Source organism: Rhodococcus sp. IEGM1428, from assembly GCF_050321865.1.
Lineage (GTDB): Bacteria > Actinomycetota > Actinomycetes > Mycobacteriales > Mycobacteriaceae > Rhodococcoides.
This window is the reverse complement of record NZ_JBNQFW010000004.1, coordinates 588,692-604,907: the sequence shown is the minus strand read 5'-3', so window position 1 is coordinate 604,907 and position 16,216 is coordinate 588,692. Positions and strand designations below refer to the sequence as shown.

The window sequence follows — 16,216 nt, the reverse complement described above, 5'->3', positions numbered from 1 at the left end:
CCCGAAAGGCCTTACCGCTCGACTTGCATGTGTTAAGCACGCCGCCAGCGTTCGTCCTGAGCCAGGATCAAACTCTCCGTAAAAGACCTGCGAAACAACAACCCCCGAAGAGGCTGCGAATCAGTCAAAGACATCAAGTCAAATCACTAGCAAATAAACTCAACTAGCATTTTTTCAACAACACCCGACAACAACCACCACAAGCGGATGATTGATACATCGAATGCTTTCACCAAACAAAAATTCGGCACTGACATTCATCGACACACTGTTGAGTTCTCAAAGAACACGCACACACCATTCAACGATGAGCAGATGCTCGTAGATGTCCGGGGCAACCGTTCCAGCTTAGATCAGATGATCGAGCACAGTCAAACTGGCTTCTCATCCAGGGAAGTCGAACCTTGCGGCTCCACTCTCCATGTCGTCGAAAGCGAACTCCGCTTCGCTCAGGCCTTGCGGTCTGGGCTGGCGTCCGTGTCGCTCTGACCTGGACAAAGTTACGCCCCGGATAACAACGCGTCAAATCCCCAGGTCGTTCACACGCGAATCGTGTGAACAGCCTGGTCGCAACTGTTCAACTACCCACCTGACGGGCGTCGTAACCAAATTACATGGATGTGACTCCGGCCACTGACAACGCGCGAAGCTAGCTCGAGACCCGCGCGCCTGCGAAGTTCCGCTTTCCGCGTCGAACCACCAGCCACCGTCCGTGCAGTAGATCGTCCGCACCGGGCGTCCAGTCCTCGTCGGAAATCTTGACGTTGTTGACCGAGGCGCCGCCCTCCTTGACCGCACGCCGGGCCGCGCCTCTGCTTTCGCTCAGTCCCGTGGCGACAAGCAGATCCACGATGGTGTTCGGAGCACCGACCTCGATGTCGGCCACAGATGCTTCCTGCAACGCGGCGGCGAGAGTCTTCTCGTCGAGTTCTGCCAGTTCTGCACGTCCGAAAAGTGCCTGACTGGCGAGTTCGACCGATCGAGTCGACTCTTCCCCGTGTACGAGGGTGGTCATTTCTGCGGCGAGACGTTTTTGTGCTTCGCGCGCGTGCGGACGCTCCGAAGTGGCGACTTCGAGTTCGGCCAACTCCTCCTTCGACAGGAAGGTGAACCAACGCAGGTACTTCACGACGTCCGCGTCACCGGTATTGACGAAGTACTGGTACCAGGCGTACGGGCTCGTCATCTCCGGGTCGAGCCACAGGCTGCCGCCACCGGTGGATTTGCCGAACTTCTTTCCATCGGCAGACGTGACCAGGGGAACGGTCATTGCGTGGACCGCTTCGGCATCCTGGCGTCTGTTCAGTTCGACACCGGCAATGATGTTGCCCCACTGATCGGAGCCACCGATCTGAAGACTGCAGCCGTACTCCCGGCGTAGCTGTACGTAGTCGTTGGCCTGCAACAGCATGTAGCTGAACTCGGTGTACGACATTCCGTCGCTCTCGAGCCTGTTCTTGACCGTCTCGCGGGCGAGCATCACGTTGATCGAGAAATGCTTGCCGATATCGCGTAGAAAATCGATGGCGGACAGCTCGCCCGTCCACGACAGATTGTTCACCACCACCGCACCCGTGGGGCTGTCGTCCAAGTCGACGAAACGCTCGAGCTGACCTCGAATTCGCGTTGCCCACTCGGTGACGACCTCGGGAGAATTCATGGTCCGCTCCCCCACGTCGCGAGGGTCACCGATCAGTCCCGTCGCTCCGCCGGCGAGAATGATCGGCCGATGTCCGGCCCGCTGAAACCGCTTGAGAGCGAGCAACGGCACCAAGTGCCCTGCGTGCAGCGACGGACCGGTCGGATCGAAACCGGAATACAGCGTGATCGGACCCTCGGACGTCGCCTCCCTCAGCGCGTCCACATCGGTGGACTGCGCGATCAGTCCGCGCCAGGTCATTTCGTCGATGATGTTCTCACTCACGACGTCGATCTTCCCGCATGCACGCATCGACCCGTCGGTCAGGCCTCCAGGCCACCGGGCACCGCGGCGCGGGGACTGCGTTTGTAGCTCGATACCGCCGAAGATCCACGAATCCAGAAGCGCCACGGTCGGTCAGCTGCCAGACTCACCCCGACGCGTGGGCCGGACGCGACAGCCTGCTCCGGCAGCGGGTGCGGGAGTAGCTGGAGGGTGACGGCGGACGAGGCGTCGAACAGTTCCGTTCCGTTGTCCGCCAGCGAGACGCCCAAGGCTCGACCGAGATTGCCCGGCCCGCGGGCCCACCCGGCCTCCACCCGTGCAGACCGTGGACTGCGGCCGGCGCGCCTGCCCTCGACGATGTCATGACCGGCCACCACTTCACCTGCCCGGAGTAACACGGCGGCGGCCGTCCCGTCCGGACCGCAGCTGACGTTCATGCACAAGTGCATTCCGTAGCTCAGGTAGACGTACAGCCGCCCCGCCGGCCCGAACATCACCTCGTTGCGAGGTGTCGAACCACGGAAGGAATGCGCCGCCGGGTCGGGCCACGGACCGTCGAGTGGACCGCCGTATGCCTCGACTTCCACGATGCGCAAAGACACTTCACCTGCATGGACGGTTCCCCCGAGAATGCGTCGGGCTGCGTCGTCCGGCTCTCCACTTTCCAAGTCAGCGACGTTCACCCATCCCATGATGCTGCGCCCTTGACCACGACGCGCCGACAGGGCTATGACTTCACCATCCGATGAAGTCTGGAGGCCGACATGGCGTTCACCGGGGAGCATGCTGTCGAGGTGACAGGGCTGACGGTTCGCCGAGGCAAGCGAACAGTGCTGCGCAATCTGTCCCTGACAATCCCTCGCGGTGCCATCACCGGACTGCTCGGTCCCTCGGGCTGCGGGAAGACGACGTTGATTCGCGCAATCGTCGGCACTCAGATCGTGGCAAGCGGAACCGTGACGGTTCTCGGATCACCGGCCGGCTCCGCATCGTTGCGTCGCACAGTCGGGTACGTGACCCAGGCACCGAGTGTCTACCGCGACCTCACCGTTCGTGAGAACGTGCAGTACTTCGGGTCGCTGTACGGCCGCGGCCGCGCCGAGGTGGCTTCCGCGATCGAGGCAGTGGGACTCGCCGATCACGCGGCGTCGCGTGCAGGCGAACTCTCCGGTGGACAGTTGGGGCGGGTCTCGTTGGCCAGTGCGCTGGTCGCAGAACCAGAACTGCTGGTACTCGACGAGCCGACCGTCGGATTGGATCCGGTGCTTCGTTCGGAGCTGTGGTCGCGTTTCGCCGATCTCGCGAACTCAGGTACGACGGTGTTGGTCTCGAGCCACGTGATGGAGGAGGCGGAGCACTGCAGCCGGCTCGTGCTGATGCGCGACGGCTCCGTGCTGGCTCAATCGAGCCCGGACGCGTTGCTCGAGCAGACGAACGAAACGAATCTCGATCGTGCATTCCTCTCGATCATCAGATCGGCGGGGCAGCAATCGTGAACGCGAGAATCTACGCAGCGGGCACGGGCCGAATTCTTCGCCAGCTCAGAGCCGATCACAGATCGGTTGCCATGGTTCTGCTCGTGCCGTCTCTGCTGATGGTGTTGCTGTACTTCCTGTACCGAGACGTACCCTCACCGCCGAACCAGCAGTCGCTGTTCGACAGGATCGCGATCACGATGCTCGGCATCCTGCCGTTCGTCATGATGTTTCTGATCACGTCGATCTCGATGCAGCGTGAACGAACCTCGGGAACGCTCGAACGCCTGCTGACGACGCCGATGTCCAAGCTGGACCTGCTGGCGAGTTACGGCTCCGCGTTCTCGCTCGCCGCGGTGGGACAAGCCCTGCTCGCGTGCGCTGTCACGTTCGGATTTCTCGGGCTCGACATCGAGGGCTCCGTTGCCTGGGTTCTGGTGATCGCAGTGCTTGCAGCAATGCTCGGCGTCGCGATCGGCTTGCTGTGCAGCGCGTTCGCTCGTACCGAATTTCAAGCCGTCCAGTTCATGCCGGTCGTCGTGATCCCCCAGCTGTTCCTCTGTGGACTCCTGGTACCTCGCGGTCAGATGCCGAGCTGGTTGAGCGCCATCAGCAACGTTCTGCCACTGAGCTACTTGGTGGACGCCCTGCAAGAGATATCCCATCACCCAGGCGTCACCGGCCGCACGTGGACCGATATCGCTGTGGTCGTGGCGTTCACCGTTGCCGCTCTGACCGGGGCGGCCGCGACACTACGTCGACGAACCCCGTGAGCAACAAGGCGGTCTAGGACGTAGCGCGGGCCAGAATCGACTCGTGCTCGGCGTCGTCGACATCACGCGCATCGTCGGCGAGCAGGACCGGGATGCCGTTCTCTATCGGATATGCGCGACGCAGTCGCGGGTTGTAGAGCAGTTCGCCCTCGACCAGCAACAGCGAACCCTTGTCCACCGGGCACGCGAGAATGGAAAGCAGTGTCGAATCGATTGCCACAAGTGTCCTTCGTTCTGCTCCGACCGAGTCGGAGTGATGTACTCGACCACGCTACCGAACGAGCCGTCCCCGGCAGGCTCCACTCCTCATTTTCGAGTCGTTCCTCCTAGGAGGACTTTTCGGTGGACTCGCCCCCACCCACAAAACGCTCGGCAACAACGGCTTTGGTCAAACGGCGGTAACTGTTGGACTCCGAGTCGTAGAACCACGACCGGGCACTGGGCGTCGGGATGCCCGCTTCCTTCAGCGCCGTCGCATTGGGCCGATACGCGCGACCCACCGGGATTTCGGACACTACGTGCACGATGGCCGGACGCTCGGCCGGAAGCAGCGCGCCGAGCGTATCCGTCAACGCGCGAGCGGTGATCACCGCTTCGGGTTGCAGAGAGATGGCACAGACAGCAACCTCGGTGGCAGCCGCGTCGACACGAACCGACCGTGGACGATCGACGCTGACGTGTACGCCGTAGACCACAGCCGAATCCACCTGGTCGAGATCGCCGACGGCATCGACGATGGGCTGGGTGTAGACCGGGCCGCACGCCGAACGCACGACGGTGTCCTTGCGGTCGATCAGCCAGTAGTCTCCGTCGGAATCGCGTCGGAAGAGATTCTCGGTGGGAATCCATGCGTCCGTGGGCTCGAAGACACCGCGCATCACATGGCTGGTCGCTTCGCCCTCGCCGCTCGGTCGACCCAAGAGCAGCCCGATCTCGTCGTCGCGGCACTGCCGAACGAAACCGTCGTCGTCCTCTTCGAGTCGGCCGGTGATCGGGTCGTAGGCCGCAAGGGCAACCCGGGCACTGCCGGGCAGGGGGCGGCCTTTCGAGCCGATCTTCGATCCAGCCACGTTGGCCAGAATGACGTCGTTCTCGGTCGATGCGTAGAACTCGAGCACCCGAGCAGGGCTGAATCGTGCCAGCGTGCGGCGCCACAGTCCGACCGGCATGCCGGAGCCGATGAACAGGCGGACCGGATGGCCGGAATCCACCGGGAAACGACCGTCGTCGAGGATCTGCCGCATCATGGTCCACGTGTAACTGACCACGGTCACGCCGTAGCGGTAGACCTCTTCACTGAACCGCTCGGGGTCGAGACCACGAGAGAGCGCAATCCGCGACCCACCTGCGAGCGCGCCACCGATCGTGACCAGAATTCCCGCCGAATGATGCAGCGGAGCAAGGCAATACACGGTATCGCCAGGGCCGAGCGCGGCCGTGGTCGCGGTGCCGAAGGCCGAGAGTGCCCAGCGGTGATTGGTGATGTACCGGGGCTCCAGACCACGATCGGTCGTCGTGAACAGGACCATGGCCAATTCACGAGCGCGGCCCGGATCGGGCTCGTACCACTGAGGCAAGCGCACAGCATCGGGATCGATGGCCTCGAGATCGGTCACCTCGTATCCGTTCGGTATCTCGAGTCGACGCGTCTCACCGCCACCCAGTACCAGCACATTCGGTGTCACCGGGACTGCCGCCGCTACGTTCTCGGGATCTGCGATCACGGTATCGACATCGACCGTCCGCAGTGCTGCAGTCAGGTCGCTGCCCGGCTGCAGCAGAACCGGCACTGCCCCGATCCGCGACAGAGCTGCCATGGCGGCCAACGCACTGGGGCGCGTCTCCATCAGCACTCCGATGCGCGACGCAGGGCGCACCCCGACACTGATCAGACCGCGAACGACGTTGTCGATGCGGACGTTGACCGCGTCGTAGGTGTGCACGCGGTCGTCGAACAGGAAGCACTCGCCGTTCGGCGATTTACGTCCCTGCTCGGCGATCAAGCGTCCCAGCGATACTCGACTGTGCGGCTGCATCTGTCCGAGCCGCGCGAGCCGCGGCAACGTGCGCACGGCCTCGGAAGAGATTTCGCGGGTACCGCGCACGGCGCCGGTCGCCGCCGATGCCAGCCCGCGGCCGACACCGACGCCCACCTCGGCAATGGAGGCTGCCGTGTGGATCAGTCGATTGGTGATCGATACACCGCTGTCGGAATCGCTGTGGTCCTCGCGCTCCATCACGCGGACAGCCTCTGGCTTCTGTCCGAGATCCTCACGCCACCGAATCCAGTTGCCCGTCGTCGGCCACGTCTGTGCAGCTGCCGTACTGCCGACAACGAGGCCGAAATGGCCTGCGCGCAAGGTAGTTTCGAAGACCTGTGCGCGCGGAGCCGCTCGCTGGATGCCGCGTACGGCCAAGGGTTGACCGATGTCGTCGACCTCACCGACGAAGGCCAGCACCGGCACCGTCAGTTCGGCCAGAGTCAACAATCTGTCCTTGATGACGAACCCGCCGGTCATCATGCGGTTGTGCACGACGAACTGCTTCAGCAGCTCCGCCACGGCCGGACCGGACCATGCCACCCACCCGTCCATCGCCAGAAAGCGTCGCTGCGGCTCGCGCGGCAACAATGCCTCACGGTCGTGCAACTGCCGCAGGAAATCCAGGCGGGATCGAACGGTTTTCGCCGGATCGAGGAGTTGAAATCCCGTCCGCGCCATCCAGCCCGAGACGGCCAGCCGGGTGAAGACATGATCGGCGAGAAACTCTGCGCCCCGGGTGGCCACGCCGGCCGGGATTCCCAGCGGCAACCCGGCCAACGTGTCGACGGGAGCCCCGAACGTGATGAGGCTGGCCAGGTTTCGTCCACCCCGGTAGGCAGCAGCCTGGTAGCAGAACATTCCGCCCTGCGAGTAGCCACCGAGGTGAACGTCTCGGCCGGTGTGCTCGTGCACCTTGTCGACGACCTCGCTGATCGCCACGACATGATCGGCGAGAGTACGGCTCCACCCGCCCTCTTCGGTATCGGGTGAACCGAAATCGACCACCCATGGGTCCAGGCCCATACCGTGCAGAATGCCGGCCGCACCCTGATCGGTCGTGACGTCGTAGACGTCGGCGGACACCATCATCGGCGGAATGAGCACCACAGGAGGACTATCCGCAGGCACGTCGTCGGGGAAGTACCGGCGCAACCGATACATGGGCTCCCGGTCCATCACCCGGAACGGCGACGGGTCCACCTCGGTTTCGAGACCACCGAGACGAATGACCTCGAGACCGTTCTGGGCCGTGGCGATGGCACGGCGCAGTGGACCACGTACGGCGTCTGCATTCAGTCCCACAACTACACTCCTGCGTTCGGCCCCGACGGAAGGACCGGCATCGGTCTTCACGTGACGAAAGCTTCTCACATCACATTCGACGGAACCGGCGTGGATGTCCCTTGCTCACCTAGTGTTGCCACACCGGTTCCTCGGCCCACGCACGAAGCGTCGACGCTGTAGCCCGCACACCACCGAGCTGGTGCGCCACCTGCACCGCGGCGGTACCGCCGCGAGCATCACGCGACGAAATGGAACCCTCCACCGTGAGCACCTCGCGAACAGCCGGAGTGAGCGCCGGATCGATGGCGGCCAGCTCGTCATCGGTCAGATCGACCAGCCCCACGCCCCGCGCTTCCGCCGCCCGGACGCACGCTCCGGCCGCCTCGTGGGCAACGCGGAAGGCAATCCCCTGTCGCACCATCCACTCTGCGATATCGGTGGCGAGTGTGAAACCGGCGGGTGCCAGCTCGGCCATGCGCTCGGTGTGGAACTCGAGCGTCGCGGTCAATCCGGTGAGCGCCGGGAGCAACAACTCCAGCTGCGCCACCGAATCGAACACCGGCTCCTTGTCTTCCTGAAGATCCCGGTTGTAGGCCAACGGTTGAGCTTTGAGCGTGGCCAACAGACCGGTCAGATTGCCGATCAGGCGGCCGGTCTTCCCACGAGTCAGCTCCGCGACGTCCGGATTCTTCTTCTGCGGCATGATGGAACTGCCGGTCGACCAGGCGTCGGCCAGGGTTACGTATCCATATTCAGGGGTGCTCCACGAGACGACCTCCTCGGCGAACCGAGACAGATCCACGGCCGTCATCGCCAGTACGAACGCCGCCTCCGCAGCGAAATCGCGCGAGGACGTGGCGTCGATCGAGTTCTCGGCGGACGACTCGAACCCGAGTTCGGCCGCGATCTTCTCCGGACTCAGCCCGAGCGACGAACCGGCGAGCGCACCGGAACCGTAGGGCGACACCGCCGCTCGCTTGTCGAAGTCCGCGAAGCGCTGGACGTCACGCAACAGCGGATGAGTGTGCGCGAGCAGATGATGCGCGAGCAGCACCGGCTGCGCCGCCTGCGAATGAGTCTTGCCCGGCATGACGGCCGTTGGATGCGCCGCAGCCTGAGTTGCCAGGGCGTCGACCACGTCGAGAACCCCGACCGAGACCCGGCGGACCGCGTCGCGGAGCCACATTCGGAACAGCGTCGCCACCTGGTCGTTGCGCGATCTGCCCGCACGCAGCCGCCCACCGACCTCGGGTCCGACGCGATCGATGAGACCGCGCTCGAGAGCACCGTGCACGTCCTCGTCGGTCTCGGCTGCCGCGAATGCACCCGAGTCGACGTCGTCGGCGAGGCGTTGCAAACCGTCGAGCGTGGTCTCGAGGTCCTGCGGGGTGAGCAGTCCGGCACCGTTCAGCACGCGGGCATGGGCCATCGATGCTCGGATGTCGTAGGGCGCGAGCACCCAGTCGAAGTGCGTCGATTTGCTCAACGCCGCCATGGCGGCGGCCGGTCCGGATGCGAATCTGCCGCCCCAGAGCGAACCTTCGTTGGTTCCGTGCGAGGTCTCCGAATTCGTCACAGGCCCAGGTCCCGCTTCGCTGCGATCTTCGAGGACAGGCCGTGCAGCTGAACGAATCCCTTGGCCGCGGACTGGTCGAACGTGTCGCCCTCGTCGTAGGTAGCTAGGTTGAAGTCGTACAGCGACTCGCCACTACGACGGCCGTTGACGATGATGCCTCCTGCGTGCAGCACCAGCCGGATGTCGCCGGACACGTGCTCCTGCGTGTGCTGGACGAACGTGTCGAGAGCACCCTTGAGCGGGGAATACCACAGCCCGTCGTACACCAGCTCTGCCCACTTCTGATCGGTATGTCGCTTGTAGCGGCCCAGTTCGCGCTCGAGTGTCACATGCTCGAGCTCCTCGTGCGCGCGGATGAGCACCATGGCACCCGGTGCCTCGTAAATCTCACGACTCTTGATACCGACGAGCCGATCCTCGACGACGTCCAGGCGGCCCACACCCTGCGCGCCCGCCCGAGTGTTGAGCTCTTGAATCGCTTCGAGTACCGAGACCGGACGGCCGTCGATCGCGACGGGACGGCCCTTGTCGAAGGAGACGATCAGTTCGTCCGGGGCCTGGAAGTTGACCGTCGGATCCTCGGTGTAGTCGTAGACATCCTTGGTCGGAGCGTTCCACAGGTCTTCGAGGAAACCGGTTTCGACCGCACGCCCCCAGACGTTCTGGTCGATCGAGAACGGCGACTTGGTGGTCACGTTGATCGGGATGTCGTTCTCCTCGGCGAACTTGATCGCCTTCTCGCGCGTCCACGCGTAGTCGCGAACGGGTGCCAGCACCTCGAGCTCGGGGGCGAGCGTGTTGAAGCCGACCTCGAACCGAACCTGATCGTTGCCCTTGCCTGTGCACCCATGTGCAACAACGGTTCCGCCGTGAGCCCGCGCGTTCTCGACGAGGTGCTTGACGATCAACGGACGGCTGATGGCCGACACCAGCGGGTAGCGATCCATGTACAGCGCATTGGACTGCACTGTCGGCAGGCAGTACTCGTCCGCGAACTCGTCCCGGGCATCGACAACGACGGATTCGACTGCGCCGCAATCGAGTGCACGCTGACGCACGACGTCCATGTCCTCGCCGCCCTGCCCGAGATCGATGGCGACAGCGACGACCTCCTTGCCGGTCTCCCGCCCGATCCAGCTGATGGCGACAGAGGTGTCGAGTCCGCCGGAATAGGCGAGGATGACGCGTTCGGCCATGGTGTTCAAGCTCCTTCGTTGTTCTGGTTGCGCATGATGGGTAACCGGATCTCAGTTACCGCGTCGAGCAAGCTTTTCGATCTTGTCCGCGACCTGACCACCGGTGTGTGGCTCGCGGGCTATCAACAGAATCGTGTCGTCTCCTGCAATGGTCCCGACGATCTCGGGCATTGCTGCACGATCCAGAGCGCTGGCCAAGTAGTGCGCCGCGCCCGGCGGCGTTCGGAGCACGGCCTGGTTTCCGCTGTGATCGGTGGATACCAACAACTCCCCCAGCAACTTCAGGAGGCGGTCGGTGCCACCGGACACTCCGCGGACCGGACTGCCGTCCTCGGGCACGACGTACACGCCCACTCCACCGTCCGGGGCGCGCAGTTTCACCGCACCCAATTCCTCGAGATCCCGCGAGAGCGTGGCCTGAGTGGTGTCGATCCCCTCGGCTGCGAGCAACGACGCCAGCTGCGGTTGACTGCGTACCTGATGCGTGGCCAGCAGCGCAATGATTCGCGCCTGCCTGCCCGCCCGGGTCGACGCGGTCAACGGCACCGCACTGACGTCCTCGCTCATGGTCGCTGAGCCTTGTCGAGGAGCCAGACCAGCAGTGCCTTCTGCGCGTGCAGACGGTTCTCCGCCTCGTCCCACACGACGCTCTGTGGACCGTCGAGCACCTCGTCGGTGATCTCCTCGCCGCGATGTGCCGGGAGGCAGTGCAGCACAACAGCGTCGGACTGGGCTTTGGACAGGAGATCGGAGTCGATTCGATACGGCCGGAAAGGGGCGACACGATCGAGACCGTCGTTCTCCTGACCCATCGACGTCCAGGTGTCGGTGACCAGCGCGTCGGCACCGGCTGCGGCCTCGGCCGGATCCTCGGTGACGGTGATGGTGGCCCCGGTTTCCTCGGCGCGCGCACGGGCGGCGTCGAGAACGTATCCGAGCGGAACGAAATCCTTGGGCGCGGCGATCCTGACGTTCAGCCCTGCCGTCACTCCGCCGATGAGCAGCGAGTGCGCCATGTTGTTGGCACCGTCACCGAAATATGCCAACGTGCGCCCCTTCAGGTTCCCCTTGTGCTCGATCAGGGTCTGCAGATCGGCGAGTACCTGGCACGGGTGGAATTCGTTCGACAGGGCGTTGACGATGGGAATCGTTGCGCCGGTCGCCATCTGCTCGAGCCGCTTCTGCCCGAAGGTGCGCCACACGACGGCCTCGACGTAGCGCGAGAGCACCCGGCCGGTGTCCTGCAACGTCTCTTCGCGACCGAGTTGCGTATCGCTTCCGGTGACCACGACGGCATGCCCGCCCAGTTGCGCGATGCCCAGTTCGAAGGAGAAGCGAGTCCGGGTGGAGTTCTTCTCGAAGATGACGCCGATTCCCTTCGGCCCCTCGAGCGGGCGCTTCGAGAACGGCGCACGCTTGAGTTCGGCGGCCAGAGCGAGGATCTCGGCCTGCTGCTGTGGGGTGACGTCGTCGTCTCGGAGAAAGTGCTGAACGGTCATGGCTGATGAGCCTCCTGTGCTGCGTCGAGAATTGCCGGTAGTGCCGTCACGAACGACGCGGCTTGCTCTTCGGTGATGATCAGTGGTGGTGCGAGTCTCAACACATCGGGCTGCGCCGCATTGAGAAGAAAGCCTGCGTCTCGCGCGGCCGCCTCGGCCGCCGGTGCGATCGCCGCGGTGAGCACGACTCCCAGGAGGAGCCCCGATCCCCGGACATGGCTGACGAGAGGGTGTTCGAGGGCCTCGATGGAGTGAGCGATGGTCTTGCCGATGCTGTCGGCGTGAGAGAGAAGATCCTCGTCGGCGATGGTGCGCAACACCGCAAGCGCGGCAGCGGCACACACGGGATTACCACCGAACGTGGTGCCGTGCTTACCCGGATGCAGCAGTTCCCCCGCGGCTCCGATACCGATGCATGCACCGATGGGAAGGCCACCGCCCAGGCCCTTCGCGAGTGTGATCACGTCGGGCACGATGCCGACCGACTGATGTGCGTAGAACCATCCCGTTCGACCGATTCCGGTCTGCACCTCGTCGAGCACGAGCAACGCACCGTGTTTCGCGGTGATCTCACGCGCAGCAAGGAGGTATCCCTCGGGTGGTACCACCACACCGCCCTCACCCATGATGGGTTCGAGAAACACTGCGGCGGTATCGGAATCGACGACGGCCTCGAGTGCGGCCACATCGCCGTACGGCACGTGCTGCACGCCCGCGGGCATCGGCTCGAACGGAGTGCGCTTGTCGGGTTGTCCGGTGAGTGCAAGAGCTCCCATCGTCCGCCCGTGGAAGGACTTCTCGGCTGCCACGGTGTTGGGACGACCGGTCAGGCGAGCGATCTTGAACGCTGCCTCGTTGGCCTCGGTTCCCGAGTTGCACAGGAACACTCGCCCGGTGGCCCCGGCACCGAGGTGCGCGAGCAATTGCTCGGCCAACGCGATACCGGGTTCTGTGGCATACAGATTCGAGGTGTGTCCCAGAGTGGACAGCTGCGTGTTGACCGCCTCGATCACCGCCGGATGGGCGTGGCCCAGGATGTTCACGGCGATACCGGCGAGAAGGTCGAGGTACTGCTTGCCGTCGGCGTCGGTCACCACTGCACCGTCACCGCGTACGAGCGCCACACGCGGCACACCGTAGTTGTCCATCAGCGAATTCGACCACCGCTGTTGAAGATCGAGCGTGGACTCCGTGCCGGTCATGGCGTGACTCCTGACGTAGAAGTGTGATCGGGGGTGACCATGGTGCCGATCCCCTGGCCGGTGAACAGTTCCACCAGAACCGAATGTTCGACGCGCCCGTCGATGACGTGTGCAGTCGGCACACCTGCTCGAACGGCGCGCAAGCACGCTTCCATCTTCGGCACCATCCCGGCGTCGAGCGAGGGCAGCAACGCATCGAGCGCAGACGCATCGATTTCGGACGTCAGCGAGGTGCGATCGGGCCACGCGGTGTACAGACCCTCGACGTCGGTGAGCACAACCAGTTTTTCGGCACCGATGGCACTCGCCAGTGCGGCGGCGGCGGTGTCGGCGTTGATGTTGTGCACGACGCCGTCGCGGTCGGGAGCGATGGTGGAGACCACCGGAATACGTCCGGCCGCAATGAGATCGAAGATCGCCTTCGGATCCACCGAGGTGACGTCGCCCACCAGACCGATGTCGGTCTGGTCGCCGTCGACGAGCACGGTTCGCCGGGTCGCCGTGAACAGGTGTGCGTCCTCGCCCGAGATGCCGACGGCATACGGCCCGTGACTGTTGATCAAGCCGACCAGTTCACGGCCGACCTGCCCGAACAGCACCATTCGCACGACATCCATGACCTCGGGCGTCGTGACGCGGAATCCGCCGCGGAACTCGCCCGTCAACCCGAGCCTGGTGAGCATCGCCGAAATCTGCGGGCCACCACCGTGTACGACGACGGGATGGATTCCGACGGTACGCAGGAACACCATGTCGGCGGCGAACGCCCGTTTGAGATCATCGTCGATCATGGCGTTTCCGCCGTACTTCACCACGACGGTCTTACCCGAGAATCGTTGCAACCAGGGCAAAGCCTCGGCGAGAGTGAACGCCTTCTGCGCGGCCGTCAACTGCAGGGCTGCCGAGGTCATGACGAATACGCCGAATTCTCTTCGACGTATGCGTGCGACAGGTCGGTGGTTCGAATGGTGGCCGAACCGGCACCGAGACCGAGATCTATGGTCACGGCGATATCGACACCGGACAGGTCGACCTCACGAGCACCCGGCGCGCCGACGCCGTCGATGCACACGGGATTGCCGTTGAACGACACAGCAATTCGGTCGGGGTCGAGTTCGATCGGCGCGATACCGATCGCAGCGAGCACCCGTCCCCAGTTCGGGTCCGAACCGAACAGAGCCGTCTTGGTCAAGCTGTCCCTGGCAACGGTCCGTGCGCCGACCAGGGCCTCGTCCTCCGACGCCGCACCCGACACGGTGATCTTGACTCGCTTGGTCACGCCCTCCGCGTCGGCCATCATCTGATCGGCCAAGTCGTCGCACACCGCCAGGACCGCGGCGTCGAGGTCTTCCTGAGACGGTGCCACTCCACTGGCCCCGGACGACAGCAGGAGCACCGTGTCGTTGGTCGAGGACGCGCCGTCGACATCGAGCCGATCGTAGGACAGCCGAGTGGCCGCTCGCAGGGCCTTGTCGAGCTGTTCCGCGGTGGCGACCGCATCGGTGGTGATGACGCTGAGCATCGTGGCCAGCGAGGGTGCCAGCATGCCGGCACCCTTGGCCATACCGCCGACGTTCCACTTGTCGGCGTGATGAATCGCCGCCTGCTTCGGCACGGTGTCGGTGGTCATGATCGCGTACGCCGCATCGGTACCACCCGAAATGCCGCCTGCGAGTTCGTGCACCACCTCGGTCACACCGGGCAGCAGCTTGTCCATCGGCAGCCGATCGCCGATCAGACCCGTCGAGCACACGGCAACCTCGATGGCCCCGGTCTCCGAACCCCAATTGCTCAGTGCGGACGCAACTTCCTCGGCCGTACGATGCGCATCCTGGAACCCAGGCGCACCCGTGCAGGCGTTGGCACCACCGGAGTTCAGAATCACCGCCCGCAACCGCCCGGTGGAGAGCACCTGCTGGGACCACAGCACCGGAGCGGCCTTGACCTTGTTGCGGGTGAACACACCCGCTGCCGCGAAGTCGGGTCCTTCGTTGAACACCAGAGCGAGATCCGACCTGCCACTTACCTTGATACCGGCAGGAATTCCGGCCGCGCGGAACCCGGCGGGAGCGGTGACACCTTGAGTGCGGACCAGCTTCCCCGCGACCGTGCCGACGGTATCCGCCTCACTCCGAACGCTGCTCATGGCGCTACTCCTACGGTAGAGAGACCATCGGTCTCGGTGATTCCCAGTGCAAGATTCATGGACTGAACGGCGGCTCCCGCCGTTCCCTTGGCCAAGTTGTCGATGGCCGCAATGACGACGAGCAGGCCTGCGTCGGCATCGACCGACACGCTCATCTGTACGGCGTTCGACCCGATCACCGAACCGGTCTGAGGAAGACGGCCGGCGGGAAGCACGTGCACGAAGGGTTCTGCAGCGTAAGCCTTTTCGTACACCTCGACCGCCTTCTCTGTAGTGGCAGTGGTGATCGCGGTACAGGTGGCCAGAATTCCGCGGGGCATGGGCGCGAGAACGGGCGTGAACGACACCGCAACCGCAGTCCCGGCAACGGCCGACAAGTTCTGCACGATCTCCGGCGTGTGTCGGTGGGCACCCGCCACCGCGTACGCCCGAACCGAGCCCATCACCTCCGAGCCCAGGAGGTCGGCCTTGGGAGCTCGACCGGCACCCGATGTACCGCTCACGGCAACGATATTGACCCGCGGCTCGATGATGCCGGCGGCGACGGCAGGCGCGAGCGCGAGAGACGACACCGTCGGATAGCACCCGGGAACCGCGATGCGGGTCGCACCGACCAACCGCTCTCGGAGGCCCGGCAGCTCCGGCAACCCGTACGGCCAGCTGCCTGCATGCGGACTCTTGTAGTACTTCTCCCAGGCCGCACCGTCGGTGAGGCGGAAGTCGGCACCGCAGTCGATGATCACCACCGACTCGGGCAGCGCAAGTGCAAGCTCGGCGGACTTGCCGTGCGGGAGCCCGAGGAACACGACATCGTGGCCGGCCAGCTCATCGACGGTGGTCGGACCGAGAACCCGGTCGGCCAGCGGCAACAGATGCGGATGGAACTCTCCGAGCGTGGACCCGGCATTGCCGCCGGCCGTCAGCGAACCGATGACCAGCGAACCGTCGCGCACCGCTGGGTGTCCGAGCAGAAGCCGAAGAATTTCACCGCCGGCGTACCCACTTGCGCCCGCTACCGCAATGCGCCTCGGCACGGCCTCCGAAATAGTCATGCGGTTTATTATGCAGCATCATGCAAGCTCATTCATGAACGGGTCCG

At 64.3% G+C, this 16,216-nt stretch carries 14 protein-coding genes and 1 rRNA gene; 2 read left to right on the top strand and 13 right to left on the bottom strand.

Annotated elements, in window-relative coordinates; all coding sequences use genetic code 11:
* The 3 genes from ACQR3T_RS21080 to ACQR3T_RS21070 all read right to left on the bottom strand — a co-directional run.
* Window positions 1–83, bottom strand: a 16S ribosomal RNA gene (locus ACQR3T_RS21080); the annotation flags it as partial.
* A gap of 566 nt (window positions 84–649) precedes the next feature.
* Window positions 650–1,924 (bottom strand): tyrosine--tRNA ligase, encoded by a 1,275-nt coding sequence (gene tyrS / locus ACQR3T_RS21075; RefSeq protein WP_428694710.1) that lies wholly within the window; start codon window positions 1,922–1,924, stop codon window positions 650–652.
* A gap of 38 nt (window positions 1,925–1,962) precedes the next feature.
* Entirely contained in the window at window positions 1,963–2,616 is a 654-nt protein-coding gene (locus ACQR3T_RS21070) for a DNA-3-methyladenine glycosylase (RefSeq protein ID WP_428694709.1), read from the bottom strand.
* 72 nt (window positions 2,617–2,688) lie between these two features.
* Between ACQR3T_RS21070 and ACQR3T_RS21065 the strand changes: the two genes are divergently transcribed.
* On the top strand, window positions 2,689–3,420 hold the full coding sequence (locus ACQR3T_RS21065) for an ABC transporter ATP-binding protein (protein ID WP_428694708.1): 732 nt from the start codon (window positions 2,689–2,691) through the stop codon (window positions 3,418–3,420).
* A complete protein-coding gene (locus ACQR3T_RS21060) occupies window positions 3,417–4,172 on the top strand; it encodes an ABC transporter permease (protein WP_428694707.1) in 756 nt (251 codons plus the stop codon). Before ACQR3T_RS21065 ends, ACQR3T_RS21060 begins: the two co-directional genes overlap by 4 nt.
* A 13-nt stretch (window positions 4,173–4,185) precedes the next feature.
* Here ACQR3T_RS21060 and ACQR3T_RS21055 read toward each other — a convergent pair whose 3' ends face one another.
* The 10 genes from ACQR3T_RS21055 to argC form a co-directional block, all read right to left on the bottom strand.
* Window positions 4,186–4,392 carry a Trm112 family protein gene (locus ACQR3T_RS21055; RefSeq protein WP_032378947.1) on the bottom strand — a complete coding sequence of 69 codons (207 nt, stop codon included), beginning with the start codon at window positions 4,390–4,392 and terminating at the stop codon, window positions 4,186–4,188.
* Between the two features lie 106 nt (window positions 4,393–4,498).
* Window positions 4,499–7,516 (bottom strand): AMP-binding protein, encoded by a 3,018-nt coding sequence (locus ACQR3T_RS21050; RefSeq protein WP_428694706.1) that lies wholly within the window; start codon window positions 7,514–7,516, stop codon window positions 4,499–4,501.
* Window positions 7,517–7,625: 109 nt separating this feature from the next.
* Window positions 7,626–9,074 carry an argininosuccinate lyase gene (argH, locus tag ACQR3T_RS21045; RefSeq protein ID WP_428694705.1) on the bottom strand — a complete coding sequence of 483 codons (1,449 nt, stop codon included), beginning with the start codon at window positions 9,072–9,074 and terminating at the stop codon, window positions 7,626–7,628.
* A complete protein-coding gene (locus tag ACQR3T_RS21040) occupies window positions 9,071–10,270 on the bottom strand; it encodes an argininosuccinate synthase (RefSeq protein ID WP_032378949.1) in 1,200 nt (399 codons plus the stop codon). The genes argH and ACQR3T_RS21040 overlap by 4 nt, the downstream gene beginning before the upstream one ends.
* A 51-nt stretch (window positions 10,271–10,321) precedes the next feature.
* Complete coding sequence (locus ACQR3T_RS21035) at window positions 10,322–10,837, bottom strand: arginine repressor (RefSeq protein ID WP_032378950.1); 516 nt, start codon at window positions 10,835–10,837, stop codon at window positions 10,322–10,324.
* Window positions 10,834–11,769, bottom strand: a complete 936-nt coding sequence (gene argF, locus ACQR3T_RS21030; protein ID WP_037177622.1) for an ornithine carbamoyltransferase — start codon at window positions 11,767–11,769, stop codon at window positions 10,834–10,836. The genes ACQR3T_RS21035 and argF overlap by 4 nt, the downstream gene beginning before the upstream one ends.
* Window positions 11,766–12,971, bottom strand: coding sequence for an acetylornithine transaminase (locus ACQR3T_RS21025; protein ID WP_428694704.1), 1,206 nt, complete (start codon window positions 12,969–12,971; stop codon window positions 11,766–11,768). Before ACQR3T_RS21025 ends, argF begins: the two co-directional genes overlap by 4 nt.
* The gene (gene argB / locus ACQR3T_RS21020) at window positions 12,968–13,882 is read right to left on the bottom strand and encodes an acetylglutamate kinase (RefSeq protein ID WP_032378953.1); all 915 of its coding nucleotides are present in this window, start codon (window positions 13,880–13,882) and stop codon (window positions 12,968–12,970) included. Before argB ends, ACQR3T_RS21025 begins: the two co-directional genes overlap by 4 nt.
* Window positions 13,879–15,117, bottom strand: a complete 1,239-nt coding sequence (gene argJ, locus ACQR3T_RS21015; protein WP_428694703.1) for a bifunctional glutamate N-acetyltransferase/amino-acid acetyltransferase ArgJ — start codon at window positions 15,115–15,117, stop codon at window positions 13,879–13,881. Before argJ ends, argB begins: the two co-directional genes overlap by 4 nt.
* Window positions 15,114–16,169 (bottom strand): N-acetyl-gamma-glutamyl-phosphate reductase, encoded by a 1,056-nt coding sequence (argC, locus tag ACQR3T_RS21010; protein ID WP_428694702.1) that lies wholly within the window; start codon window positions 16,167–16,169, stop codon window positions 15,114–15,116. The genes argJ and argC overlap by 4 nt, the downstream gene beginning before the upstream one ends.
* Window positions 16,170–16,216 lie beyond the last annotated feature (47 nt).